General features: G+C 68.8%; 21 protein-coding genes and 1 pseudogene. 12 read left to right on the forward strand and 10 right to left on the reverse strand.

What is annotated here, in order from left to right; all coding sequences use genetic code 11:
* Nucleotides 1-129: 129 nt before the first annotated feature.
* Genes B7R21_RS02540 through pyrE form a run of 3 tightly spaced genes read right to left on the reverse strand, consistent with a single transcriptional unit; the run spans nt 130 to nt 3285 of the window.
* Nucleotides 130-2025, reverse strand: coding sequence for a DUF2207 family protein (locus tag B7R21_RS02540; RefSeq protein ID WP_172592017.1), 1896 nt, complete (start codon nt 2023-2025; stop codon nt 130-132).
* 53 nt (nt 2026-2078) lie between these two features.
* Nucleotides 2079-2726: a septum formation family protein gene (locus tag B7R21_RS02545; RefSeq protein WP_116281675.1), complete on the reverse strand. Its 648-nt coding sequence runs from the start codon at nt 2724-2726 to the stop codon at nt 2079-2081.
* A 10-nt stretch (nt 2727-2736) separates the two neighbouring features.
* Nucleotides 2737-3285 carry an orotate phosphoribosyltransferase gene (pyrE, locus tag B7R21_RS02550; RefSeq protein WP_116281676.1) on the reverse strand — a complete coding sequence of 183 codons (549 nt, stop codon included), beginning with the start codon at nt 3283-3285 and terminating at the stop codon, nt 2737-2739.
* 288 nt (nt 3286-3573) lie between these two features.
* On the opposite strand from pyrE, the gene B7R21_RS02555 reads away from it, so the two are divergent.
* Entirely contained in the window at nt 3574-4413 is an 840-nt protein-coding gene (locus B7R21_RS02555; protein ID WP_116281677.1) for an exodeoxyribonuclease III, read from the forward strand.
* Between the two features lie 220 nt (nt 4414-4633).
* Here the strand turns inward: B7R21_RS02555 and B7R21_RS02565 are convergent, their stop codons facing one another.
* Genes B7R21_RS02565 through B7R21_RS02575 form a run of 3 tightly spaced genes read right to left on the reverse strand, consistent with a single transcriptional unit; the run spans nt 4634 to nt 8420 of the window.
* Nucleotides 4634-5179, reverse strand: a complete 546-nt coding sequence (locus B7R21_RS02565; RefSeq protein WP_116281678.1) for a hypothetical protein — start codon at nt 5177-5179, stop codon at nt 4634-4636.
* A 29-nt stretch (nt 5180-5208) separates the two neighbouring features.
* Complete coding sequence (locus B7R21_RS02570) at nt 5209-6135, reverse strand: AEC family transporter (RefSeq protein ID WP_116281679.1); 927 nt, start codon at nt 6133-6135, stop codon at nt 5209-5211.
* A gap of 32 nt (nt 6136-6167) precedes the next feature.
* On the reverse strand, nt 6168-8420 hold the full coding sequence (locus tag B7R21_RS02575; protein WP_116281680.1) for an acyltransferase family protein: 2253 nt from the start codon (nt 8418-8420) through the stop codon (nt 6168-6170).
* A 113-nt stretch (nt 8421-8533) separates the two neighbouring features.
* Here B7R21_RS02575 and B7R21_RS02580 point away from each other — a divergent pair, with 113 nt between their 5' ends.
* From B7R21_RS02580 to B7R21_RS02595, 4 genes are all read left to right on the forward strand, one after another.
* Nucleotides 8534-8980 carry a YdeI/OmpD-associated family protein gene (locus B7R21_RS02580; protein WP_116281681.1) on the forward strand — a complete coding sequence of 149 codons (447 nt, stop codon included), beginning with the start codon at nt 8534-8536 and terminating at the stop codon, nt 8978-8980.
* Between the two features lie 4 nt (nt 8981-8984).
* A complete protein-coding gene (locus B7R21_RS02585) occupies nt 8985-9398 on the forward strand; it encodes a nuclear transport factor 2 family protein (protein ID WP_172592018.1) in 414 nt (137 codons plus the stop codon).
* On the forward strand, nt 9395-9817 hold the full coding sequence (locus B7R21_RS02590) for a hypothetical protein (RefSeq protein WP_116281682.1): 423 nt from the start codon (nt 9395-9397) through the stop codon (nt 9815-9817). The genes B7R21_RS02585 and B7R21_RS02590 overlap by 4 nt, the downstream gene beginning before the upstream one ends.
* 186 nt (nt 9818-10003) lie before the next feature.
* The gene (locus tag B7R21_RS02595; RefSeq protein ID WP_116281683.1) at nt 10004-11437 is read left to right on the forward strand and encodes a DUF6421 family protein; all 1434 of its coding nucleotides are present in this window, start codon (nt 10004-10006) and stop codon (nt 11435-11437) included.
* A gap of 41 nt (nt 11438-11478) precedes the next feature.
* On the opposite strand, the gene B7R21_RS19930 is transcribed toward B7R21_RS02595, so the two are convergent.
* Nucleotides 11479-11649, reverse strand: a complete 171-nt coding sequence (locus tag B7R21_RS19930; RefSeq protein ID WP_172592019.1) for a hypothetical protein — start codon at nt 11647-11649, stop codon at nt 11479-11481.
* Nucleotides 11650-11754: 105 nt separating this feature from the next.
* On the opposite strand from B7R21_RS19930, the gene B7R21_RS02600 reads away from it, so the two are divergent.
* Nucleotides 11755-12825 (forward strand): threonine aldolase family protein, encoded by a 1071-nt coding sequence (locus B7R21_RS02600; RefSeq protein ID WP_116281684.1) that lies wholly within the window; start codon nt 11755-11757, stop codon nt 12823-12825.
* Between the two features lie 111 nt (nt 12826-12936).
* Nucleotides 12937-13530 carry a nitroreductase family protein gene (locus B7R21_RS02605; RefSeq protein ID WP_116281769.1) on the forward strand — a complete coding sequence of 198 codons (594 nt, stop codon included), beginning with the start codon at nt 12937-12939 and terminating at the stop codon, nt 13528-13530.
* Between the two features lie 36 nt (nt 13531-13566).
* On the opposite strand, the gene B7R21_RS02610 is transcribed toward B7R21_RS02605, so the two are convergent.
* Nucleotides 13567-14007 carry a MarR family winged helix-turn-helix transcriptional regulator gene (locus B7R21_RS02610; protein WP_116281685.1) on the reverse strand — a complete coding sequence of 147 codons (441 nt, stop codon included), beginning with the start codon at nt 14005-14007 and terminating at the stop codon, nt 13567-13569.
* Between the two features lie 175 nt (nt 14008-14182).
* Here B7R21_RS02610 and B7R21_RS02615 point away from each other — a divergent pair, with 175 nt between their 5' ends.
* The 4 genes and pseudogenes from B7R21_RS02615 to acs all read left to right on the forward strand — a co-directional run bounded on the left by B7R21_RS02615 (nt 14183) and on the right by acs (nt 19980).
* The gene (locus B7R21_RS02615) at nt 14183-15022 is read left to right on the forward strand and encodes a bacteriorhodopsin-like (protein WP_116281686.1); all 840 of its coding nucleotides are present in this window, start codon (nt 14183-14185) and stop codon (nt 15020-15022) included.
* Nucleotides 15023-15139: 117 nt separating this feature from the next.
* Entirely contained in the window at nt 15140-16390 is a 1251-nt protein-coding gene (locus tag B7R21_RS02620; RefSeq protein ID WP_172592020.1) for a lycopene cyclase family protein, read from the forward strand.
* On the forward strand, nt 16377-17732 hold the full coding sequence (locus tag B7R21_RS20840) for a Brp/Blh family beta-carotene 15,15'-dioxygenase (RefSeq protein WP_116281688.1): 1356 nt from the start codon (nt 16377-16379) through the stop codon (nt 17730-17732). The genes B7R21_RS02620 and B7R21_RS20840 overlap by 14 nt, the downstream gene beginning before the upstream one ends.
* Before the next feature lie 69 nt (nt 17733-17801).
* A pseudogene (gene acs, locus B7R21_RS02630) lies at nt 17802-19980 on the forward strand (acetate--CoA ligase).
* Between the two features lie 242 nt (nt 19981-20222).
* Here the strand turns inward: acs and B7R21_RS02635 are convergent.
* Nucleotides 20223-22388, reverse strand: a complete 2166-nt coding sequence (locus tag B7R21_RS02635; protein ID WP_116281689.1) for an ATP-dependent Clp protease ATP-binding subunit — start codon at nt 22386-22388, stop codon at nt 20223-20225.
* A gap of 144 nt (nt 22389-22532) precedes the next feature.
* On the opposite strand from B7R21_RS02635, the gene mptB reads away from it, so the two are divergent.
* Nucleotides 22533-24083 (forward strand): polyprenol phosphomannose-dependent alpha 1,6 mannosyltransferase MptB, encoded by a 1551-nt coding sequence (gene mptB / locus B7R21_RS02640; RefSeq protein WP_147305781.1) that lies wholly within the window; start codon nt 22533-22535, stop codon nt 24081-24083.
* 42 nt (nt 24084-24125) lie between these two features.
* On the opposite strand, the gene B7R21_RS02645 is transcribed toward mptB, so the two are convergent.
* Nucleotides 24126-25007, reverse strand: coding sequence for a hypothetical protein (locus B7R21_RS02645; RefSeq protein ID WP_116281691.1), 882 nt, complete (start codon nt 25005-25007; stop codon nt 24126-24128).
* Nucleotides 25008-25040 lie beyond the last annotated feature (33 nt).

Below are 25040 nucleotides of genomic sequence, written 5' to 3' on the forward strand. Positions count from 1 at the left end.
ACTCGTGAGCAGACCCTGACCCTGACCCTGATGGACATGTGAACCCCCGTCGATGATGTGATGAATCATCCTCAGCTTAAGGATTCGATCCACACCTCGCAAGAGTCCAGTGAGAACTTGTCGACTTTCTCAGACGCCGGACGTGCCGCCGCCTCCACCGCCACCGCCCGAGAACCCGCCCCCACCCGATCCACCCGACGAACTGCTCGACGTGCTCGCAGCAAGCGACGAACTCACCGAACTCGAGAGCGACCCGATGCTCGAGGCGAAGAGCGCCGCGTTGAAGGTTCCGATGTTGCCGCCGTACCAGTCGGGCTGGGTGCCGAGGTTCTCGTAGTAGGTGCCGAGCACTTCAGACCACTCCTTCTCGAGGTCGAGCAGCACGGCATAGGGCAACAGCTTCTCGTAGATGCGCACGACCTGGCCCCAGTCGGGCGCATTCACCTGCGTCTTCTGGGCGCCCTCCGGGCTCTGGAGCATCTCGAAACGGTCTTTCTCCGCCAGTCGGATGTAGAGTTTCAGCCCCTCGATGTAGTCCCGGAGCTCCGCGCCCTTCGCCGTGAGCGGATTGCGGAAACCGGCGAAGAAGACCACCACGACCGACACCGCAGAGAGCGCGAACAGCAGGTACGGCCATCCTGAACCGTAGTCTCCGCTCACAGCCGCCCCTCCCGCGATGAAGGCACCGACAGCGGTGATGATGACACCCGCCAGGCAGAGCCAGCTGACCACCGTCACGCCGCTTCGCACGTACCCGTCGGTCACGGTGCCCTTGCGGGCCGACGTCATGAGGCCGCTGATACCGCGCGCGAGGGAGGTGTCGCGCTTCTCGAGCTGCTTCCACGCCCCGGAGACGAGCGGCTCCCCGAACAGCTGTTTCGCGAGAGCGAGTTCGGTGGGATCGAGGCCCGCAGGGGTGACGAAGCGCAGCCAGTAGCCGGCCGATCCGCGGCCCTCCGCCGGCTGCTCGACGATCTGGATGTTGCGGCGAACAGCGAGATCCACGAAGGCGGCAGCGGGGCCCCGCTGCGGATGCTTCGAGATGACCGACGCGAGGAGGAGGTTCACACCACGCGGCGGCGTGTACTCGGCGATGATCGTGGGCCTGCCGGGGGCATCCCGCAGCCGGGTGACCCGGTTGACGATGGCCAGCACCGCCAGCAGCACCGCCACGATCGTCAGGATCAGCGATGCGATCGCGGCGCCGGAGGCGAAGAACGAGTCGTCGCGGGCGGTGAAGGTGCCGGGGACGAACCCGAGCACGACCGAGACGTTCTCGAGGGCGGCCAACCGCTGCGGCTGGGTGGTGAAGACCGTGCCGCCGCCCGACTCGGGTGTGGACGTGAGATCGCACCGGTTCGTCGATCCCGCCGGCCCGTAGTAGCAGGCCGTCGACCCGTTCAGGCTCGGGGTGAGCTCGGCGGGCACGTGAATCGAGGCGGTCGCGCTGGCCGTGGGCTGCTTCGCGGCGGTGCCGATGGTGTCCCAGTAGAACTCGTCGTCATTAGTATCGGCGAAGTAGTCGGTGACGTACTTCTGCGTGAAGGTGAGCACGTAGGTCTGCTGCCCACGAACATAGTCGTCGCCGGCGAGGGTCACGAGCAGAAGTCCGTCCTCGGAGTCGGTCGAGTAGGGCCGCGATCGGCCGGAACCGTCGGTGACCGAGAGGAGGGTGAGCTCGGTCGGATGCCCGTGGTACTTCTCCGGGATCGCCCTGATGAACCCGCGGTTGCGATCGACATCAGGGAACTGGGCGTCGAACGTCTCGACCGTCGTGAGGGTGGAATGCCCATCCGCGTCGCGGCCGAGCGTGTAGTCGCCGTTGAAGCTGTTGAACGTGAAGTCGTCGAGGTCTCCGTCTGCCGCACGGACGTCGCCCCGCGGGTCGGAGGCCGATGCCGCTGATGCCGCTGCCGCTCCGCCGGTCGCACCCACGAGGGCGGGTGCAGCGACCAGGCCCGCGAGAAGGAGCCCCCCGAGCATCCAGTGCCCGAAGGTGCGCCTGAGCGCCTGTCGCCTGTTCACGCCGCCGCCTCGCATCCTGAGCATCTGTCGCGTTCGACGCCCACCCTCCGAACCTACCCGGTGACGGCGGGCGGGGCAAAGCTGCCCACGAGCGGCAGCGAGCTCGACCGGCTGACGAAACAGGAGTAGTTGCGCTGGCCTGCCTGCCACTGCTCAGCCGTCACGGGGTAGCTCGCCTGCCAGACGACATCCGGATACGCACCGAGCAGTTCGGCTGTGAAGGTTCCGCTCTGCTGGCAGAGGAGGTTGAGATCCTGGGCGATCGTGCTCTGGCCGGGAAAGGCCGACTGAGGATCAGCGCCGAGCGTCCCCACCCTCACGACCTGCGCGCCGTGGGGTGTCGCGCAGTCGACCACGGCGAACCGTTGCTGCCATGCAGAGCTGTACGACGAGATGCACTCGCCGCCTCGCAGCTGGAACCACTCGAAGGTCCCGGCGAGCTGCGGACCCGACGTCGATGTGGGCAGAGGAGTCGGTGTGGGGGTCGGCGTCTTCGTCGGTCCCTCGCTCGTCGAGGGATCAGTCAGCGCCGCTGGAGGGTTCAGGATGCCCGGCAGCTGTGTTCCGGCGAGGAACAGCGCCGCCAGCACGACCACCACCAGCGCTCCGAGCAGCGCGGGCCGCCACCTCGTTCGCTGCGTGCGGCGCGTGCGGGATTCCGGGGCGTGACGGTGCCGCCCAGCATCCGGCACACCACTCATGCCGACCGGATCAGCTCAGGCCGAGGTCGTCGAGGCCGATGGCGTAGAAGTAGGGGTACCCGGCCGACTCGATGCGCGCCCGCGCCTCGGTGTTGCGGTCGACGACCACGGCGACGCCGACGACGATCGCGCCCACCTTCTCCAGCGCCTCGATGGCCTTCAGGGGCGAACCGCCCGTGGTGGACGTGTCTTCGAGCACCACGACGCGCTTGCCCTCGAGGTCGGGACCCTCGACCTGCTTGCCGCGGCCGTGGTCCTTCGGCTCCTTGCGCACGACGAACGCGTCGTAGGTCAGCCCGCGGGCAGCACCCTGGTGCAGGATGGCTGCGGCAACCGGATCGGCACCCATCGTGAGGCCGCCGACGGCGAACACGTCGGGGATCCCGGCGATCACGTCGAGCATGACCTGGCCGATCAGCGGGGCGACGCGGTGGTCGAGGCTGACCTTCCGGAGATCGACGTAGTACGTCGCCTTCTTTCCGCTGGTGAGCGTGAAGTCGCCGTGGAACACGGCTTCGTCGGAGATGAACTTGATGAGCTGGTCGCGGGCGTCGGTCACGGTGTTAGTTTATGTTCGCCGCCGCCCCTGCGGCGAACAGCGGCAGATGCACGGGCGCCGCCGTTCGGGCGCCGACCGACGCCGGCCGTGGCGAGCGCGGTCGCCACGGCCCTCCGACCCCGCGGGGTTCGGCGCCGCCCCTGCGGCGAACAGCGGCAGAGGCACGGGCGCCGCCGTCATTGTCGAGGTCATGCCGCCCTACTGACCGCTGACAGCCCGGGGCGGCTGGGGCGGGCGCGGTTCGGGCGGGCGCGGCTCGGGCGGCGGCGCACCGAATAGGCTGGGGGGATGCGTGTTGCCACCTGGAATGTGAACTCGATCAGGGCCCGCGTCGGCCGCGTCACCGACTGGCTGGTGCGCGAGGACATCGACGTTCTCGCCATGCAGGAGATCAAATGCCGCGAGTCGCAGTTCCCGTTCGAACCCTTCACCGCCGCGGGCTACGACGTCGAGCTGCACGGCCTCAACCAGTGGAACGGTGTCGCCTTCGCCAGCCGCCTCCCGATGGAAGACCTCACCGTGGGCTTCGAGGGCGTTCCCGGCTTCGGCAAGCCCGACGAGAACGGCGCCCTGCCCACCGAGGCGCGCGCGCTGGGTGTCACCGTCGACGGAGTGCGGCTCTGGAGCCTCTACGTTCCGAACGGCAGGGAGCTCGACAATCCGCACTACGACTACAAGCTGGCATGGCTCAAGCAGCTGGCGGCTGACACCCGGGCATGGATGGCCGAGCATCCGACGACCCCCCTCGCCCTGATGGGCGACTGGAACATCGCGCCCCTGGACACCGACGTGTGGGACCTCGCCGCCTTCGAAGGCTCGACCCACATCTCGGTGCCCGAGCGCGCCGCCTTCGCCGAGTTCGAGCAGCTGGGTCTCAGCGACGTCGTGCGCCCGCTCGTGCCGACCGGCTACACCTACTGGGACTACAAGCAGCTGCGCTTCCCGCGGAACGAAGGCATGCGCATCGACTTCATCATGGGTTCGCCCGCGTTCTCGTCGCTGGTTCAGGATGCCCGGATCGACCGCAACGAACGGAAGGGTGACGCCCCGAGCGACCACGTTCCCGTGGTGGTCGACCTCGCCCTCGAGCCGTCTGACGACGACGACCGCCCGATGATCTTCGGCTGAGACCGCGGCCGCCCGCCGCGTCCGCCCGCCGCCCGCCGCCCGCGGTGCCGGGCAATCCACGATCGAGGGGGCAGTTTCGGCCCTCGAAGCCCGCCTTGCAGGGCCGGAACTGCCCACCCGATGGGATGGACGGGGCGCGGGCAGGGCGCGCGGGGACGGGCGGGGCGCGGGCAGGGGGCGCGGGGACGGGCGGGGCGCGGGCAGGGCGCGCGCGGGGCGGTCAGTGGGTGAAGAGCACCTTCAGGGCGACGATCACGAGGCTGACCGCAGCCAGGCCGAAACCGGCCCAGAGCACCCCGGCCGACGAACGGTCGTCGGACAGCCGTTCCACCTGGATACCCGACAGCGCAATACGCACGACGAGGATCCCCCCGGCGATCACTTCGACCCAGAGCGGCGAGAGCACCCCGAGGGCACCGAGCGCCATGACGACGAGCGGCACCAGACCCGAGGTGATGATGGGTACGGCATCCCGGAGTTCGGCGCCCACGTGCAGCCTTGCATCCTCATCGGTGCGGCCGATCTGCTGGCCGACTCCGTGCGCGACGACGTGCGCGAGAAAAGTCGTGACGGTCGTCGCCCCCACGACGAGCAACGCACTCCAGTGCGCCTCGGTCTCGTCACTCGCGCCGATGACCGCCGCCAGCACGAGGATGTTGCCGTAGAGGTAGGCCGACACGCGGCTCCGGATGCGCGGCAGCGGCAGCTCGCCCGAACTCCTCAGCCAGCGGGGCAGGCGCGGGACACGAGGCGATGTCAAGGTCATTCCCACACGCTATCAAGTGCGCCGGAGCGTCACGCCGGGGCGAGCAGGGCGGCGATCACCAGCAGCACCGGGATCGACGAGACGGTGGTCAACAGCACGATGTCGCGGGCGAGCGCGACCCCCACGTCGTAACGGTGCGCGTAGTTGAAGATGTTCTGGGCGGTCGGCAGCGCGGCGAGAACGACGACCGCGAACACGTGCTCCGCATCGAGGCGGAACACGAAGGCGGCGACCAGGTAGGCCGCAACCGGCATCACCACCGACTTCAGGAGGGTCGCGGCGACGATCTCCCGTCGAGCGGATCCGGCCGCGAGCGGCCTCTGCCCCGACAGCGACATTCCGAAGGTGATCAGCACGACGGGTACCGCCGCGCCACCGATCAGCACGAACGGCTCGAGCAGGGCATCCGGAACGTGCCAACCGGTCAGGGCGAGAAGGAGACCGGCGAGGGAACCGAGGATGATCGGGTTGCGTACCGGCTGCAGCAGGATCGTCTTCAGCGAGACACTGCCCCGGGTCGAGACGTCGAGCAGGGTCAGCGTGATCGGCGCGAGCACGATCAGCTGGAACAGGAGCACAGGGGCCACGAACTGCGCACTGCCGAGAACGTAGACGGCGACCGGCAGACCGATGTTGTTCGCATTGACGTACGACGAACCGGCCGCGCCGATGACCGTCTCGGCGAGCGGCCTCCGGAACAGGATCTTCGACACCGCCAGGTAGAGGCCGGCCGATACCGCGACGGAGACGACCGTGACGACGAGGAACGACGAGAAGATCACGCTCAGGTCTGCCCGCGCGATGACGGTGAAGAGAAGGCACGGGCTTGCCACGAAGAACACGAACCGGTTCAGCGAGGTGGGCGCATTCGCCGGGAGGATGCCCGCCCGCTGCACCGCGTAGCCGACGAGGATGACGAATCCGATGATCGCGAATCCGACCAGCACTCCCCCCACGCGTCAGCCCCTCCCGCCCTGGCCGAGGCCGCTCAGCCGGCGAGGGCCGCGAGGATCACGGCCCTGAAGTACGGCGCCAGCGTCATGGCGAAGGTGTTGGTGAGGTGATCCTGGTCGCGGTAGACATTGGCGCCGCCGATCACGGCAAGGCAGTCCTCTGCCGTGCAGAACGTGTCCGAGAAGTCGAGCAGCGTGACGTTCTGGCCGGCTGCCGCCGCGGCGGCAGCCGCACTCGCGACGGGCGGATCGGCGACCAGACCCTCTGACCGGGGCTCGACGCAGTCGGCAGCACTCCCCGCGCGCAGGCACTTGTTCGGATCGTCCGACCACGACGGGTTGTCGACCATCGTGACGACCGGCGTGCCGAGCGACGTGACCTGGTTCCAGGCCGCGCTGAAGCCGGCCGCGAGCGCCTGCCCCTCCGTCGACGTGCCAGGGGCGGCCTCGTCGGCGAGCGAGGCGGTGAACACCGCGTCGTACGGCTGCACAGAGGCGAGCTCTGCGGTGAGGTTCGATCGCCACGTATTGCAGGAGACCGAGAAGGCATCGGCACCCGTCATCGCCTCGGTGTTCCAGGTGCAGCCGCCCTTGATGTAGGTGGTGAGCGCCCAGCCGTTCTGTTCGGCGAGCTGGATGAACGGGCCGAGCACCTGGTAGGCGTGGCTGTCGCCGATGAGCGCGACGCGTTTCGCCGAAGGTTCACTCGACCCGAAGTGGCAGGCGGAGAGCGTGGAGTCGTTCAGCGTGACGAGGCACTCCGGGTGCGAAGGGCGGTCGGCATTGCCGAAACCGGGCGACGGGATGATCGTGTCGGCCAGCGCCGGGTCGGGGCAGGACGACGAGGCAGCGTCCGCCGCGGCGGGGTCAGCGGTGGTCGCCAGGGCGCCGGTGACGACCGGGTTCGGGCCCTCCGCTGCGCCGAAGCAGTCGGGCAGGTTCGCCACGGTGCGTGCGAGCTCACTCGCCGCGGCGTCGTACTTCGGCTGCTGCACCACGGAGACACCACCGATGACAAGGCTCGCCACGGCCATGCCCGCCACCATGAAGGCGAAGCTGACGCGCGGCTTGCGCTTCGTCCAGAAGCTCCATCGGCGGGTGGGGTCTTCGACGAACTTCTTCGTGAGCCACGCCAGCAGGAAGCAGATCGCCAGGAGGGCGATGCGATTGTAGATCGACAGGCCCCAGCCGGGCACGAACGGTGCGACGACGATCAGCGGCCAGTGCCAGAGGTAGAGCGAGTACGAGATGTCGCCGATGAAACGGGGCACCCGGCTGCCCAGCACGCTGGCAGCGTCGAACCGCCGGGTGGCACGGTGCGAGACGATGATGGCCGCGGTGCCGAGAACGGGCACCAGTGCCGCATACCCCGGGAACGGCGTGTTGCGGTCGAAGACGAACCCGGCACCGACGACGGCGGCGATGCCCGCATAGCCCAGCAGGTTGCTCTGCCAGACGCGCGCGGGCCGGAACCTCGGCAGCAGGGCGAGCAGCGCACCGACCCCGAATTCCCACACCCTCGTGTAGGTGACGAAGTAGGCCGATGCGGGGTCGTTCTTCGTGAACACGATCGACAGCACGAAGGAGGCCACGGTGGCCAGCACCACGAGCACGATCATCGCGTTCCACCGGGCCTGCCCGACGGCCGGACCGCCCTGGGCGATGCCCTCGGCGAGGCGCCCCGCACCGGATCGGGAACCGGACACAGGGCCGGAGCCGGCACCACGCGCAGCCCGCCGCTTCGCGAACCGCCGCACCCCGAAAGCGGATGCCGCCAGCAGCAGGATCGGCCAGACGAGGTAGAACTGCTCCTCGAGCGAGAGCGACCAGTAGTGCTGCACCAGCGAGGCGTCGTTCGAGGCGGCGAGGTAGTCCACCGAGTTCGCCGCGAGCGCCCAGTTCTCGACGTAGAAGGCGCTCGCCAGGATCTCGCGCACGTTCTCGGCAAGGGCACTGAGAGGCATGATCGTCAGTGTCATCACCGCGCTGAAAAGCAGCACCAGCAGCGCGGCGGGCAGCAGCCGCCGTACCCGCTTCGCCCAGAAGGTGGGCAGCCGGATCCGGTCGGTGCGTTCGAGCTCGCGGGAGAGCTGCTGGGTGATCAGGAAGCCCGAGATGACAAAGAACACGTCGACACCGATGTACCCGCCCGTGAGCCGGCCGGGCCAGAAGTGGTAGATGACCACGAGCAGCACGGCGATTGCACGCAGCCCCTGGATGTGCGGAAGGAAGTGCGCGGAGACGCCTGCTTCTCGGGCAGCCGTGCTGCTGGTGTGCGCCTCGTTCATATGGCCCCATGCTACTTTGCGGCCTCTGGGCAGAGCCTCCACCGCTCGGTAACGGTGGAGAACTTGGACAGTCACCGTGGCTGTGGACGAGAAGAACCTGCATACTCCTTGATATGAGGTTTCGAACGACGCTCTTCGAGAGTGGGAGGTCCGCCACCGGCATCGTCGTACCCCTGGAGGTCTACGAGGCACTCGGAACCGCCAAGAAGCACGCCGTCGCCGTGACCATCAACGACTTCACCTACCGCAGCACCGTGACGCCCTACCGTGGCGAGATCATGCTCCCGGTGAGCGCGGCCGTACGGAAGGCGTCGGGCATCGCTCCCGGCGACGAGTTCGAGGTCGACATCGTGCTCGACGACCAGCCCCGCGAGGTGGTCGTGCCTCGAGACCTGCAGGCGGCCCTCGACGCCGCCCCCGAGGCGGCAGCGTTCTTCGAGACTCTCTCGTACAGCAACAGACGCCGCTTCACCGTTCCGCTCGAGGAGGCGAAGACGGCCGAAACCCGCCAGCGACGCCTCGAGAAGGCGATCGAGAACCTGACGATCGGAAAGCTCTAACCTCGTGCCCGACGACACCGAACCCCGGTCATCCGGAATCACCGACTGGATCGTGCGCTACCGCGCGGCCTGGGAATCGAACGAACCCGACGACATCCGCGCCCTCTTCACCCCCGATGCCGACTACCGCACCGAGCCCTACACCCCCGCCTGGCACGGCCACGACGAGATCGTCGACGGCTGGCTCGCCACCCAGGACGCGCCCTTGTCGACGACGTTCAGCTGGCAGATCCTGCGCGCTCCCGACGCCTACCTTCCCGACGATATCGCGATGGTGCAGGCCACGACCGCCTATACCGACGGCCCGACCTACAGCAACCTGTGGCTGGTCAGGCTGGCACCGGATGACCGTGCGAGCGAATTCACGGAGTGGTGGATGGAGCAGCCCGAAGCTGAACCGCAGGAGCGACCCGAATGACGACAGAAGCGACAAGCGAGCCGGTCTTCGGCCGGAAGGACCGGGGTTCGGGCAAACTCGGCGACTACGGCTATGACATGCGCCCGAAGAACGCCCGGGTGAGGCTGCAACTGGCGGGCAGCGACCCCTTCCAGCAGGCCATCGCCGATGTGCTGGCGAAGGGTGTGAGCGAACTGCAGGTGTTCATCCCCCGGCGTTCGGCCGAAGAGGAACGAACGGATGCGCCCGTTGCTGTGCGCTTCTTCGTCGATTCGCGCATGACGCCTGTCGTGGGGTTCGTTCCCCGCGGGCTCGAAGCCGTGGCTCTCGACACACTCGCCCGGTTGGAGGCCGCCGGGCGGTCGCCCCGTATCCCCGCCGCCATCGTGAAGTCCCGCGCCGGGCTTCGCGTCGACCTGCTTCTCGGCCAGACGCGCTGACCCCGGCGCGACGGCGGCGCACGGCAGCGTCAGGAGCGAACCCGCGCGCAACGATCCGCCGTCGAGCCCCGATCTGCGCGCAATAGTCGCTGCAACCTGCGGATACCGTGGCGCGAATCTGCTTAGGCTCACTGCTGAGCTGACCGGCTCGACCCCACTCTCCCCCCTCAGCGAACGGAGGTTCTCATGTCCAAGCCAGCGCTTCTCACCACCGCGGCCCGTGACGCCGTCATCGGCGAGCCGGAGGTCGTCGAAGACCTCCGTCCCCACGCCGCGAGCCTCCCCGCCGACGCCCGCCCGCACTGGGTCCTCCTCCGAACCGCGGTCACGGGCATCCAGAGCCTGCAGCTGGCCGACGGCTCTGCCGACCCCGCAGCCGATCGCGGCGAACTGCACTCGCTCGTCGAGACCGTCACGGGCGCGCTCCGGATGCTCGTGCACGAGTTTCCGCACGACGCCGGCTACCTCGCCGCCGCTGCCGACGACTTCGAGCGCTGGGCGGCAGGCGACTTCGGCGTTCCCGACTTCCTGGACTCGCTGAACGCCTTCCAGCCCCAACAGCACCGGGTCGACGGCCTGCAGCACATCGTCGTGTTCCCGATGTACACGCAGAACGGCAGCACCGAGCGCCTCTTCGAAGCCGTCGCCGTCGAGGTGGTCTGGCCCGAATTCGTGGCGACGCTGGAGGCGACGGACTACTCGAACGCCCTGTTCGTGCCGATCCGGTTCCTCGACTTCACAGCCGGGTACGACACCAACTCGGCCGTGCTGTTCCCCGAGACGATCGCGATGCGCACCGTTCCGACGTTCACCTGGGGCGCGATCTTCGCCGACCGCGAGGCCGCGCGCTTCCGGCTGGTGGTGAAGGCCGCTGCCGAAACGACCCGCCTCGAACTCCCGGCTGACGCACGGGTGCTTCTCGGCGACCAGCACCTCGCCGAAGAGACCTTCGTGATGTGGGACCTGATCCACGACCGCACGCACATGCGGGGCGACCTGCCGTTCGACCCGTTCATGATCAAGCAGCGGATGCCGTTCTTCCTCTATTCACTCGAGGAGCTGCGGTGCGATCTCACTGCGTTCCGGGAGGCCGTGCGCATCGAGCGGGAGGGGCTCTACTCGCCGCAGACGGTCGAGACGGCGAAGCGCGTTCAATATGCGATCATCTTCGACCGCATCTTCCGGTTCGCCATCACGGGCTCGCGCGTTCGCAACTACGACGGGGTCGGTGGGCAGCTGCTGTTCGCCTGGCTCCACCAGCGCCGCGTGCTGCACTGGACGGACACCCGCCTCACCATCGACTGGCCCCACGTCGCCGACGCGGTGATCGCGCTCGGCGAGTCGATCGACGACCTGTACTGGCGGTCGATCGACCGGCCGAAGACCGCGCACTGGCTCGCGGCCTATGCTCTGGTGTCGGCGACGCTCACCCCGAATCCCGCGTCGGTGTGGGCGAAGGGGCCGGATGCCCTGCCCCTCGATGGGCCGCCGCGAGGTCTGACCGACCAGGTGCTTCCCGACGAGTTCCCGCTGTCGATGTTCTACGAAGCACTCGCCAAGAAGATGGTCGGGGTGATCGACTCGACGAAGGGCCTGACGGGCGCGTCCGCGGTCGCGTGAGGCGGGGGGGCGGGGGGGCGGCCCGGGCGATGCCCAGCCGCTCACCCGCCCGGCGTCGACAGCGGCAGCGCGGGGATGTCGCGGGGCGGTGCACTCGGGCTGTAGGGCGCCCCCGGAATCACCTGCGCCACCACCAGGTAGATCACCACGGCGATCGCGGCGAGCACGATCATCGACACCGCGATGAAGACCAGCGTTCTGAGATTCTGCATGCGCCATCCACCCCCGACGCCGCCCGGCGTCTTCCAAAGAACTATGCCCGATCTTCCGCCCGACCGACCACCCGCGCTGCCGCAGTGCGCGAAACTGGAGCTGTGATGAACTTCGACCCCGCCCTCCGCCTGCACGACCCCGCCCTCCGCGGTTTCGCCTCCGACAACTACGCCGGGGTGCATCCGCTGATGCTCGAGGCGATCGCAGCGGCGAACGAGGGCCACCAGATCGCCTATGGCGAAGACCTCTACACCGCACGGCTGCAGCAGGTGATGAAAACGCACTTCGGCGAAGCGGCGGAGGCGTTCCCCGTCTTCAACGGCACCGGCGCGAACGTGCTCAGCCTGCAGTCCATGCTCCCCCGCTGGGGCGCCGTCGTCTGCACGGCGACCGCCCACATCCACACCGACGAAAACGCCGCCCCCGAGCGGATCGGCGGGCTGAAGCTCCTCACCGTCGAGACGCCCGACGGCAAACTCACCCCCGAGCTGGTCGACCGGGAGGCCTGGGGCTGGGGCGACGAGCACCGCGCCCAGCCGCTCGCGGTCTCCATCACGCAGAGCACCGAGCTCGGCACGCTCTACACGGTCGACGAGGTGCGGGCGATCGCCGAGCACGCGCACGCCCACGGCATGCGGCTGCACATGGACGGTGCCCGCCTCTCCAACGCGGCAGCGTCCCTCGGCGTGCCGCTCCGCGCCTTCACGGCGGATGCCGGGGTCGACGTCCTCTCGTACGGCGGCACCAAGAACGGCCTGCTCTACGGCGAGGCCGTCGTGGTGCTGAACCCCGAAGCATCCGAGGGCCTCAGCTACCTCCGCAAGATGGACATGCAGCTCTCAAGCAAGATGCGTTTCGTCTCGGCGCAGCTCGTCGCGCTGCTCGAGTCGGGGCTCTGGCTCGAATCGGCGTCGCACGCGAACGCCATGGCCGCCAGGCTCCGCGCCGCGGTCGAACGGATGCCCGGGGTGACGCTCACACGGCCGACCCAGGCGAACGCAGTGTTCGCCATCCTGCCGCCCGGGGTGGCCGACCGGCTCCGCGAGGTCTTCCGTTTCTACGACTGGGACAATGCGACCGGCGAGGTGCGCTGGATGTGCTCGTTCGACACCACCGAATCCGATGTGGATGCGTTCGTCGCCGCGCTCGAGGGGCTGCTCACCACACACGGCTGAGCCGAGGGCATGCGAACGCATGGAATACGGGCACGATACGGTGGGTTGAAGTACCCGAAGGACAACGGCGCCCTGACCGAGATCCGTTCGACCGATCATCCAGGAGCCACCATGACCCTCACAGACACCACCACCGCGCGCACCGCCGACACCAGTGCGCCGATCCTCGACGTTCTCGCCGGTCGCTGGAGCCCACGCTCCTTCGACGGGGCCGCCGAGGTGAGCGAGAGGGCACTCACGAGCGCACTGGAGGCGGCACGCTGGTCGGCTTCGGCTTCGAACACCCAGCCGTGGAAGTTCATCGTCGGCCGTCGCGGAGCGCCCACGTTCGATCTGATCAACGAGAACCTGATGGGATTCAACCGGGTCTGGACGCCGAACGCCAGCGTGCTGATCGTGAACGTCGCCGAGGTCGTCGACGAAGACGGCAAGCCGCGTCGCTGGGGCACCTACGACCTCGGCCAGGCCGTCGCGAACCTCACGGTGCAGGCCCACGCCGACGGGCTGCACGTGCACCAGATGGGCGGTATCGAGGTGGAGGGGCTCCGCTCCGCCTTCGGTCTCGGCGAGCGCTGGGAGCCGGTCACGGTGACCGCACTCGGGGTCGTGGCACCGGCCGAGAACCTGGCCGACGAGAAGACCCGCGCCCGCGAGGTTGCCCCGCGCGTGCGCAAGCCGCTCGACGAGATCGTCGCCACGGCGTAGCCGGCGTAGCCCCGCTGCCGCTGCCCCGGCACCGCACTACTCGCGGATCGACTCCGTCATGTGGCGGAGGGCGGCCATCGCCGCGGCGAGTTCCCGTTCGTCGATGCCTTCGACCGCCCTCTCGAGCATTGCGGCAAGCCCGGAGTGCATGGAGCGCATCGCGGTGTGCCCCGCGGGAGAGAGCGTGAGGTAGAGACTCCGACGATCATTCGGGTGGGCCTCACGGTTCAGGAGCCCGGCGGCGATGAGGCGGTCGGAGAGCCCCGTGATGGCGCCATTGGTGACACGGAGCTGGTCTGCGAGCTGCTTGGGGCGAAGACTCCCCGCTTCGGCGATCATGAAGAGTGCGCGGAACTCGATGCTGCTGAGACCGTGCTCCTCGGCCGAACGCACCCTTGGTGCCTCCATCGCCCGGATGAAGGGGATGGCCGCTCCGGTGATCCCGGTCAGCTCGTAGCTCGCACTCTCGTCGGGCATCCGTCTCTCCAAGGGTCGGTCTCACTCGCAGGTCTCTGTCCGGCGCCAAATCATACCCGATCGAGATCCGTTATGGCAGCCATACATTTGATCTACTAAGTGTTTTAGTGTCTCAATCACATGGCCGAAGCCACAGCACCCAGCTGGCGACGCGGCCCTCCGATGGAGGATTCCAGTGATTCCCGACACCCTGTCGAATGGGCAGTTCGAAACCGTCTACAACTTCCTGTCACTCGTGATCGCTTCACAGCTGTTCACGGCTGTGTTCCTGCTCATCTCGCTACCGCGCATCCTGCCCCGCTACCGGCAGGCCATCACGGTTGCGATCATCGTCTGCGGAATCGCCGCCTACCACTACTTCCGCATCTTCGATTCGTTCAAGGGCGCCTTCGTCACCGACTCGGTGGGCGGTACCGGCACCTACACCCAGGCCATGGGAGAGGGCTTCAACGAGGGCTACCGGTACGTCGACTGGCTGCTCACCGTTCCGCTTCTGCTCGTGGAACTGATCGCCGTGCTCGCGCTCACCCGCAAGATCCAGTCGAAGCTCCTCATCCGCCTGGTTCCCGCTGCAGCCCTGATGATCGCCCTCGGCTACCCCGGCGAGATCAGCGGCGACAATGGCCTCCGCGGTCTCTTCGGCATCCTGTCGACCATCCCGTTCGCCTACATCCTGTTCGTGCTCTTCACCCAGCTCAGCAAGTCGCTCGTGAACCAGCCCGCCGGGGTGCGGGGAACACTCGGACGCCTCCGCTTCCTGTTGCTGCTGAGCTGGGGCGTGTATCCGATCGCCTACCTCCTGCCCCTGCTGAACATCGCCGGCTCCGATGCGTGGGTGGCCAAGCAGGTCGGCTACTCCGTGGCGGACATCGTGGCCAAGGCGGTCTACGCGCTGATCATCTTCCATGTCGCGAAAATCAAGTCGTACGATGACGACCACGACTTCGCTGCGGTCGAGACGTCGCGTGACGAGGGCGCCGACGAGATCCGCGCACCCCGGGGAACGGCGCGCTGAGCCATGCCGCTCTCCTCGACGACAGTCCACCTGCCACGAGGGGCTGTCGTCGAGGTTCCCGCCTCCCTTCTCGAGGGAGGTCCCGGGTCTGGCAGAGCCCCCTCTTCGCTCTACGACGTGGTCATTCTGGGTGCCGGATGCGCGGGTCTGTCCGCTGCGGTGGCGATGCTCGATGCCGGGTCGACCGGCCCGATCCTGCTCATCGACTCCCGCACCGAGTACCGGGACGACCGCACCTGGTGCTTCTGGGACGTGGAGCCGACCCCCTTCAGTCACCTCGCCCGGAGCCGGATCACCACGTGGGAGGTCCGAGCCTCCCGCAACAGCGGCTCCCGCGGCAGCATCCCTCCGGGGCTCTCCGCCCGGGCATCCGCTCCCGCCACCGCCTACCTCAGCCTCGCCGCCAACGACTTCTACCAGGCCGCGCTCGACCGGCTCGCCGAATCGGGCACGGTGGGCCTGCTCCTCGGAGAGCCGGCCCTGGGCTGGCTCGAATCCCCCACGGAGGTCTTCCTCACGACGGCTTCCCGCCAGATCAGGGCGAAGCAGATCGTCGATGCCCGAGGGCTCCGGATGCCCGTGGCGGCGTCGCCCGAGGAGGCGTCGCCCGTGGAAGCGGCCGAAGCCCGACGTGGGCGCGGAACGCGCATCCACCCCTCGGAGACGTGGCTGCCCCAGGCCTTCGTCGGCCTGCACATCGTCACCGAGCGTCCGGTCTTCGATCCTGGATCGTGCCTCCTGATGGACTTCACCGTCGACCAGGGGTGCGGGCTCCGGTTCATGTACGTCGTTCCCGTAAGTACGACCGAAGCCCTGGTGGAGCACGTGTTCCTCACCGAGACCACCCTCAGCGAGGTCGGGTTCGTCGCCGGGATCGACCTGTACCTCGCCCGTGAATTCGGTCTCGAACCGCGCGACTACCGCGTACTCGCGACCGAGCGGGGGTGCATCCCGATGACCGACAGCGTCTTCAGGGACCGTCCCTCTCCCCGGGTCACGCTTCTCGGAACCCGGGGCGGGGCGACCCGCCCGAGCACGGGATACACCTTTCTGCGCATCCAGCGTTCGTGCCGCGCCCTCGCAGAGCGCCTGGTGCGGGGGACGGATGTGCGGGACCCGGCCGACCCGCCGACCCGATCCCTGCTCGATGCGATCTTCCTGCGGTTCCTCGCCGACCATCCCGGGCGTGCTCCACTGGTGTTCCACCGCATGTTCGATCGGGTCGAACCGTCTGCGCTGGTGCGGTTCCTCTCCGAGCAGAGCGACTGGCGCGACAATGCGCGCCTCATCCTCGCGCTGCCGAAAGGCCGGTTCCCGGCCGCAGCAGCCGCCGTTCTGCTGGGCCGGGTGCGCCATGCCCGGCACTGATCTCGCGATCTGGCGCCTGGCCCGGCGACGGCTGTTCCTCCCGGTCACGGTGCTGTTCATCGCGCTCTCCCTCGTCTGCCTGGCCGGGGTGCGCATCCCCGAGCCTCTCCAGTACGTGCCATTCGCCGTGGGTCTGGTGGTTCTCGGCCTGCCACACGGAGCACTCGATCACCTCGTACCCGCGCGGCTGGCCTCGCGGCCGCCCACCCTCCGCCGCATCGCGCCGGTCCTCGCCCTGTACGGCCTGCTCGGAACCGCGGTGCTGGGGCTGTGGTGGGCAGCCCCCGGGGTCGCCTTCGTGTTCTTCATCGGCCTGACCTGGTTCCACTGGGGACAGGGAGACCTGTTCGTCGAACGCCAGAGGTCCGGGCGGCCGGCCGCTACTCCACCTCGCCCGCCTCAAAGAGGACCGGAGCCACGCTGCGGCCCCCACGACCGCGACGCTCGTCCAGTCCTCCTTTACGCGGGCGGGCGCGGTGGACGGGCCGCGATCAGCCCGAGCTCCGCCGCCGACGCCACCGGGCGGGCCGGGGGTGCGGCCATGCTGGTGCTGCGGGGCGCCCTGCCCATGGTGGTGCCGCTCATCGCCTTCCCCCAGGTGTACCTCGCCGTCGCGGCGAGCGCCACGGGCGTCTTTGCGTCCGATGGGATCGGCGGCGGGGTCGGCGGCGCGGGCGGCGCGGGCGGCGCGGGCGGCGCGGGCGGGAGCGTTGGCGGCGTCGGGACCACCGGCTTGAGCGGCGGAAGTGGTGCAAGTGAGCTGACGGATGCCGCGGCCGCCCTCACCTCGACCGGGGGCCGCATCGGCCTGGCACTGGGCATCGGTGCGCTGATCGTCGCCACGATCATCCTGAACCGCTCCGCACGGCCTGTGCGACCTGCCGCGGAGACGCTCGTGCTCGTGCTGTTCTTCGCCACCGTGCCGCCGGTGCTCGCGGTGGGCCTCTACTTCTGCCTGTGGCACTCGCTCCGGCACGTGGTGCGGCTCTGCCTCCTCGACCCGGAACAGCGGAGTCCATTGCTGCAGGCACGGTACGGGGTGGTGTTGCTGCGATTCACGCGGCAGGCTGCGCCGGTGACGCTCGTCGCCCTCGTCATCCTGGTGGGTCTCTTCTTCGCGGTGCCGCACGCCGGCACAGACCTGCCGTCACTGCTGGGGCTGTACCTGGTGCTGATCTCTGCGCTCACGGCTCCGCACGTGGTGATCGTCGCGGTCATGGACCGGGTTCAGGCACGACAGCCGACCCCGGCCCGGGAGTCGCCCGGCTCCGCACCCATAGCCGCGACCGCACCCCCACCCGCAACCGCAACCGCATCGGCACCGGCCCCGGCACCGGAATGAGCGATCGCGGATGACGGCCTGTGACGAACGCGGGGCGCTGGCCCCGGCCCAGCCGGTAGCGTTTGGCACGTGTCTGCCACCATCGAGAACCTGCTCAGCGAGAACCGTCTCTACCCGCCGTCACCGGCCTTCGCCGCCGCGGCGAACGTCACGGCCGACGAGTACGACCGCGCAGCGGCCGATCCGGTCGCCTACTGGGAGCGGCAGGCCGACCGGCTCGACTGGACCGAGCGCTGGCACACCGCCCACACCTGGAAGCCGGCCCGACCGCTGACCCTGGCCGAGGCTGCCGCCCAGGAGGGCGTGACGCTGCCCGACCCGGGCGGCGCCAGCACCGCCGACCCCGCCGGCCCCGCAGCCTCCGCCTTCACCGGGCTCGACGACGACGGGCAGCCGCTCCTCAGCATCCCCGAGGCCGCCTGGTTCGTCGGCGGCCGCCTCAACGTCGCCGTCAACTGCGTCGACCGGCACGTCGATGCCGGCCGCGGCGACGTCGTCGCCATCACCTTCGAGGGCGAACCGGGCGACCGCGAGCAGATCACCTACGCCGAGCTGCAGCGCCGCGTCGCGAAGGCCGCGAACGCCCTCGAGGCGCTGGGGATCGTCGCCGGCGACCGGGTCGTCGTGTATCTGCCGGTTATCCCCGAGACCATCGTCATCACGCTCGCGATCGCCCGGATCGGCGCGATCCACTCCCTCGTCTTCGGCGGCTTCTCGGCCGAGGCGCTGAAGTTCCGCGTCGAGGACACGGGTGCGAAACTGCTGGTGACGAGCGACGGCCAGTTCCGCCGCGGCAAGGCGGTCGCGGTCAAGGCGAACTCCGACGAAGCCGTGGGCGGCCCCGTCGGCCCGGGCAGCAGCGGCGCGCCCGGTGGAGTGAACACGATCGAGCACGTGCTGGTCGTGCGCCGAACCGGCGACCTCACGCCGGACATCCCGTGGACACCGGGGCGTGACGTGTGGTTCCACGACGCGATCGCAGAGGCCGCCGACACTCACACGGCCCAGAGCTTCGACTCCGAACATCCACTGTTCATCATCTACACCAGCGGAACCACCGGCAAGCCGAAAGGCGTCGTGCACACCAGCGGCGGCTACCTCACGCAGGCCAGCTGGAGCCACGCCGCCATCTTCGACGCGAAGCCGACCGACGTCTACTGGTGCACCGCCGATCTCGCCTGGGTCACCGCGCACACCTACGTGCTCTACGGTCCGTTCTCGAACGGCGCCACCAGCGTGATCTACGAGGGCACGCCCAACACCCCGCACACCGGGCGCCACTTCGAGATCATCGAGCGCTACGGCGTCACCACCTACTACACCGCTCCGACGCTCATCCGCACGTTCATGACCTGGTTCCCGGATGGCCTCCCTGCCTCCTTCGACCTGTCGACGCTCCGCCTGCTCGGCACGGTCGGCGAGGCGATCAACCCCGAGGCGTGGGTGTGGTTCCACGAGAACGTCGGCGGCGGCCGGGCCCCGATCGTCGACACCTGGTGGCAGTCGGAGACCGGATCCGCCATCATCGCCCCCCCTGCCCGGCGTCACGGTGCTGAAGCCCGGGTCGGCGACGTTCTCGCTGCCGGGGCTCCGCGCGCTCATCGTCGACGAGGAGGGCGTGCAGGTACCCGACGGTTCGGGTGGGTACCTCGTGATCGACGGCACCTGGCCCTCGATGGCGCGCGGCGTCTGGGGGAACCCCGGCCGCTTCCGGGATTCGTACTGGAAGAAGTACGCCGCCCAGGGCTACTTCTTCGCGGGCGACGGAGCAAAATACGATGCAGACGGGTACATCTGGCTGCTCGGACGCGTCGACGACGTCATCAACGTCTCCGGCCACCGCCTCTCGACCATCGAGATCGAGTCGGCCCTGGTGTCGCATCCGGCCGTCGGCGAGGCGGGCGTCGTGGGAGTGACCGACCCGGTGACGGGTGAGGCCATCGCGGCTTTCGTCATCCCGTCGCGCGACGTGTCGGTTCAGGATGCCGCGGACCCTGCGTTCTGGGCGGGCGTCGAACGCGAACTGGGGTCGCTGCTGCGGGCTCACGTCTCGCACGAGATCGGCCCCATCGCGAAACCGAGGGACCTCGTGGTGGTGCCGGACCTGCCGAAGACCCGCTCGGGCAAGATCATGCGCCGCCTGCTCGGCGACCTCGTCGACGGCCGCCCGCTCGGTGACACCACGTCACTCCAGGACGAGGCCGTGCCCGCCCGCATCGCGGCCATCCTGCTGGCCGGCCGCGGCTGACGCGGCGCCGCACCTCCCGCCCCTCCCGCGCACGCCAGCTCAATCGAGTGGGCAGAAGCGGCCCTTGCTCCGCGGTTTAGGGGCCGAAACTGCCCACTCGATTGACGTGGCGGGCGGAACGGGGCGGACGCGGAGCGCGCGGGCGGGGCGGGCGCGGCGAGCGGCGGGGCGGCACGGGCGAACGGCCCGACGCGGGGCGGGCGGGGCGGGCGGGGCGGGCGGGGCGGGGCGGGCGGGCGGGGTCAGTCCTCGGGGACCAGCACCACGGGGCCGACCGTCAGGCCGGTGCCGTCGGGCGCGAGCCCCACGTAGGCCGTGTCGCCGTCGCGGATCGCCCCGGAGAGCAGCGCCATCGAGAGCCGGTCGTCGATCTCGCGCTGCATCAAGCGCCGGAGCGGCCGGGCTCCGAATGCGGGATCGTAGCCCGCCTCCGCGAGCCAGGACCGGGCATCCGGAGTCACCGCCAACGCCAGTCCGCGTTCCGACACCCGCCGGGCGAGCCGGTCGACGTAGAGCGACACGATCTGCGCGAGGTCGTCATGCGTCAGCGATGTGAACACCACGATGTCATCGAGCCGGTTCACGAACTCGGGCTTGAACGTCTGCCGCACCACCTGCATCACGGCCCGCTCGCGGGCATCGTCAGACAGCGCCGGGTCGACCAGGAACTGCGACCCGAGGTTCGACGTCAGAATCAGGATCGTGTTGCGGAAGTCGACCGTGCGTCCCTGCCCGTCGGTCAGTCGTCCGTCGTCGAGCACCTGCAACAGCACGTCGAACACCTCCGGGTGGGCCTTCTCGACCTCGTCCATCAGTACCACCGAGTAGGGTCGACGCCGCACCGCCTCGGTGAGCTGTCCGCCCTGCTCGTACCCGATGTAGCCGGGAGGGGCGCCGAGCAGCCGCGCGACCGAGTGCTTCTCGCCGTACTCGCTCATGTCGATGCGGATCATCGCCCGCTCGTCGTCGAAGAGGAACTCGGCGAGCGCCTTCGCGAGCTCCGTCTTGCCGACACCGGTCGGCCCGAGGAAGAGGAACGACCCGGTCGGCCGGTTCGGGTCGGAGATCCCCGCACGTGTGCGGCGCACCGCATCGGCGACCGCGCGAACGGCAGGCCGCTGCCCGATCAGCCGTTTGCCCAGCTCGTTCTCGAGGTTCAGGAGCTTCTGGGTCTCGCCCTGGGTGAGACGGTCGACGGGGATGCCCGTCCAGGCGGCGATCACGGCGGCGATCTCGGCCTCGGTGACCTGGTCGCTCACCATCCGCTCGCCATCGGGGAACTTCTCGGCGCTCTCCGCCTCGCGGAGCTGGCGTTCGAGAACGGGGATCTCCCCGTAGAGGAGTCTGGATGCCCGCTCGAGGTTGCCCTCACGCTGGGCCTTCTCGGCCGACATCCGGGCGGCGTCGAGCTGCGTCTTGAGCTCGCCGACACGGTTCAGCACGGCGCGCTCGCGATCCCAGCGTTCCTGCAGCACCGCCAGCTCGGCCGAACGCCCGGCGAGGTCGGCACGGAGCTTCTCGAGGCGCTGCTTCGACGCGTCGTCCTTCTCCTTCTTCAGCGCCAGCTCCTCGAGCTTCAGCCGGTCGACGCTCCGACGCAGTTCGTCGATCGCCACGGGCGCCGAGTCGATCTCCATGCGGAGGCGCGAAGCGGCTTCGTCGATCAGGTCGATCGCCTTGTCGGGCAGCTGGCGCCCGGAGATGTACCGGTTCGAGAGGGAGGCCGCGGCCACGAGGGCAGCGTCGGCGATCGCGACCTTGTGGTGCGCCTCGTAACGCTCCTTCAACCCGCGCAGGATGGCGATGGTGTCCTCGACGCTCGGCTCCCCCACGAACACCTGCTGGAACCGGCGCTCGAGCGCCGCATCCTTCTCGATGAACTCGCGGTACTCGTTCAGTGTGGTCGCGCCGATGAGCCGCAGCTCACCCCGGGCGAGCATGGGCTTCAACATGTTGGATGCCGCCACCGACCCCTCTCCGCCGCCGGCACCCATCAGCGTGTGGAGCTCGTCGACGAAGGTGATGATCTGGCCGTCGGCGTCGTTGATCTCCTTGAGCACGGCCTTCAGCCGCTCTTCGAACTCGCCCCGGTACTTGGCTCCCGCGACCAGCGCGGCGAGATCGAGCGAGACCAGCTGTTTGCCCTTCAGCGAGTCGGCGACGTCACCGGCGACGATGCGCTGCGCGAGGCCCTCGACCACCGCGGTCTTGCCGACGCCGGGCTCACCGATGAGCACGGGATTGTTCTTGGTGCGACGGGTCAGGACCTGGCTGACGCGTCGGATCTCGGCGTCACGCCCGATGACCGGATCGAGTTTTCCGCTGGCGGCGATCTTCGTGAGGTTGACGCCGTACTTCTCGAGAGCGCTCTGCTCGTCGACATTCTGCTGACCGCTCTGCGGCTGCATCCCGGGGAGACCTTTCGTTCGTACTTCTCAGCGACCCATAAACTTGAGTCGACCTAGCTCAACTTTACCCGAGAACATGCTCCAGCGCCACCGGTTCACCTCCGGTCATCCCCTTCACAGCCGGATCGACCTAGAGTATTGACAGTGAAGAGTATTTTGAGGCGTGAGCTGGGTTCCCCCCTGCTCCTCGGGCTGGTGGGAACCCTCTTCATCGCGCTCGGATCCCTGGCCGTCGGCTGGCTCGGGCCGGGGTCGAACGTGCGGGGCTGGCCGATCATCCAGAGCCTGCGGGGCAACGACCTGCTCGTGCACATCTCGACGTTCGTCGTCATCGGCGCGGGTCTCCTGCTCGTCATCGCGTGGCTGAAGCTCGGCTCGGCCATGCGCCGGAATCCCGCGGATGCCCTCAAGCGCGTCGTCGTCACCAGCGTCGTCTGGGCGCTGCCGCTCGCCGTGGCCGTTCCCCTGTATTCCCGCGACCTGTTCGCCTACGTGGGCCAGGGGCGGCTCATGGCCGGCGGATTCAACCCCTACGTCGACGGCATCTCGGCCATCCAGGGCTGGTTCAACATCGGCGTCGACCCCATGTGGGCGAACGCGAAGACGCCCTACGGCCCGGTCTACCTCGCGATCGAGGAGGCGACGGTGACGATCTCGGGCGACTCGCCGATCGTCGCGGTCGCTCTCTTCCGGCTCATCGCCATCGTGAGCGCCCTCGCCATCGCGTTCTACGCCTACCGGCTCGCACGGATGCGCCAGATCGACCCGGGCAAGGTGCTCTGGTTGGTGCTCGCGAGCCCCGTGGTCATGTTCAACTTCGTGGTGGCCGGCCACAACGACGCGCTGATGCTCGCGCTGCTGATCGCGGGCATGTACTACGCGCTCCGGCGGCATCCGATCATCGCGATCCTGCTGGTCACCGCCTCGGTCGGGGTGAAGCCGATCGCCGTGCTCGCCCTGCCGATCATCGGCATCATCTGGGCCGGCCAGAACCGCACCCTCCGCAGCACCGTCAAGTACTGGGTGATGACCGTCGTGATCTCGGGCGCCGTACTCGGCGCGCTCGGCTTCGCCCTCGGCATCGGCTTCGGCTGGGTGCTGACGCTGGCGACCCCCGGATCCGTGTCGCACTGGTACGCACCCGTCAACATCCTCGCGATCGCCGTCGGCGGCGCATTCGGCGCGTTCGGCCTCGACGGCGAGATGCCCGCCAACATCGTGAAGTTCGTGGCCATCGGGGCGATGGTCGTCGTCGTGGCCTGGGTGATGCTGACCAAGCGCACCTTCGACCCACTGATGCGCCTCGCGCTCGCGTTCACGGCCACGGTCATCCTGTCGCCCGTCATCCACCCCTGGTATGCGGCCTGGTGCATCATCCTGTTCGCGATCGTGGGCATCCGAGAGGGTCTGGCGACCCATCTGGCCGTCTCTGCATCGATCTTCTTCGCGTGTGTGAGCATCGCCGAAGGCATGGACATCTCGGATGCCGTGCAGGGCGACATCCTGGGCTATGTGATCCGCACGGTGTTCATCACGGGCGGTGGCATCGCGCTGATCATCGCGTACTGCATCCACGAGGAGCTGTCGGTGAAGCTGATCGTGCAACGCCTCCGGTCGTACCGGGAGCGGCGCGCCATCCAGAAACTGAACCGCGCCGCGGCGGGCGGATCGGTGAAACCCCGCACCTCGGTCTGAGGCCGAAGCCGCAGCCGCAGCCGCAGCCGCAGCCGCAGGAGGCTACAGCCCCAGCTTCGCGACCCAGTGGGCCAGGAATGCCGCCCCCGCCTCGTCGTGGATCAGCTCGCCCTCCACGATGACCCGGTACGGCTTCTCGAGGATGCCGTCGGCCGGCCGCACATCCACGTGCGCCACCTCGTAGCCGGCGGCGTACAGGTAGTCGGCCATCTTGTAGTCGCTCCGCGAGTCGCCCACCGAGCGCCAGACGCGCGGCAGGTCGCCCTGCTCCTTGAAGAACCTGACCGCCCGCTCGGCACCGCGGTCCTTGTCGAGCGTGACGGATTCCACATCGGTCGAGATGATCGTGGGATCGAGGCGGAACGGGATGTCACCCGCCGCGTTCGGCGTCTCACGCTCGCCATAGCGCGCACCGAGCCCCCGCTCGACGAGCGCGGCGTAGGCGACATCGTTGTACTGCAGCTGCAGCGGGCGGTACTCGTCAGCTGTCAGCTCCGTCCTCTGCTCCACCGACACCATCGCGAGCTTGCCCTCATCGAAGAACATCGATTCGCTGAACCGCTCCTCGACGAGCGATCGGATGTGCGACCGGAACTCCTCCGGCAGCGCCACCGTCGCATCGACCTCGACCGGCAGCGGGCCCCCGGCTCCCATCGCGAACCACACCGCACCCTTCTCGCACACCACGAACATCCGCCCCCCGCCGGCGAGTGCGTCGTCGAGCCCGGCGGCACGAAGCGGTGCCACGACCTCCTCGAGCACGAAGTCGGCGGAGCGCCCGGTGATGAACGCGATCGGGATCCCCGCGGCCGTCAGTTTCACCAGGTCGGCGAGGATGCTCGGGATGGTCACCGACCGGGTGACCGGCGAGGCGATCGGTCCGTCGATGTCGAGCAGCAGACCGAGCGGAGGGGTGTTCGTCATCCCCCCATTGTCGCAAGGTTCGACAGCCCGCCG

Source organism: Subtercola boreus (assembly GCF_003399625.1).
Classification (GTDB): domain Bacteria; phylum Actinomycetota; class Actinomycetes; order Actinomycetales; family Microbacteriaceae; genus Subtercola; species Subtercola boreus_C.